The 413-nt window shown below is 60.5% G+C and carries 1 protein-coding gene; it reads left to right on the forward strand.

From position 1 onward, the window contains the following. On the forward strand, nucleotides 1-241 hold a 241-nt coding region (locus JIN81_RS19210; RefSeq protein ID WP_234045615.1), incomplete at its 5' end, for a hypothetical protein. Nucleotides 242-413: the final 172 nt, after the last annotated feature.

Raw genomic sequence — 413 nt, forward strand, 5'->3', positions numbered from 1 at the left:
TCCGGCCACTTTGCTGTGCTTCGCGCACTCCGGCTCGTTTCTCCAACTACTATGGCCTCTGCTGACTCCTCGCCGGTCACGACGGGCGTTGCCGCACGTCGCGCTGGAGCCCGAAGGACTCCCGCATGCCGACGAGGCCTCCCCACATAAGAGCGGGAACCTCCGCCACCCAAGCGCCTCCTTTACCTGCAGGGAGGAAACGAATGGCTTCGCCGTGTTGTGCCGGCTCACCCGTCCCTGACGGCCTCGTAGGAGGTTCTTGTTCATCGCCTGATGGCTTTGCCATAGCCTGCTTTCCCACGCTCGGTCACCCTCACGCAGTTGGCTTCTGGTAGTGCTTTCTTCTTTCATCGTTTCATCACACAGGGGACTTGAACCCCTTTTGGTTCCCGCCCATGATGGGCATACACAAG

This window comes from Haloferula rosea (genome assembly GCF_016595525.1).
In the GTDB taxonomy this organism is placed as follows: domain Bacteria; phylum Verrucomicrobiota; class Verrucomicrobiia; order Verrucomicrobiales; family Akkermansiaceae; genus Haloferula; species Haloferula rosea.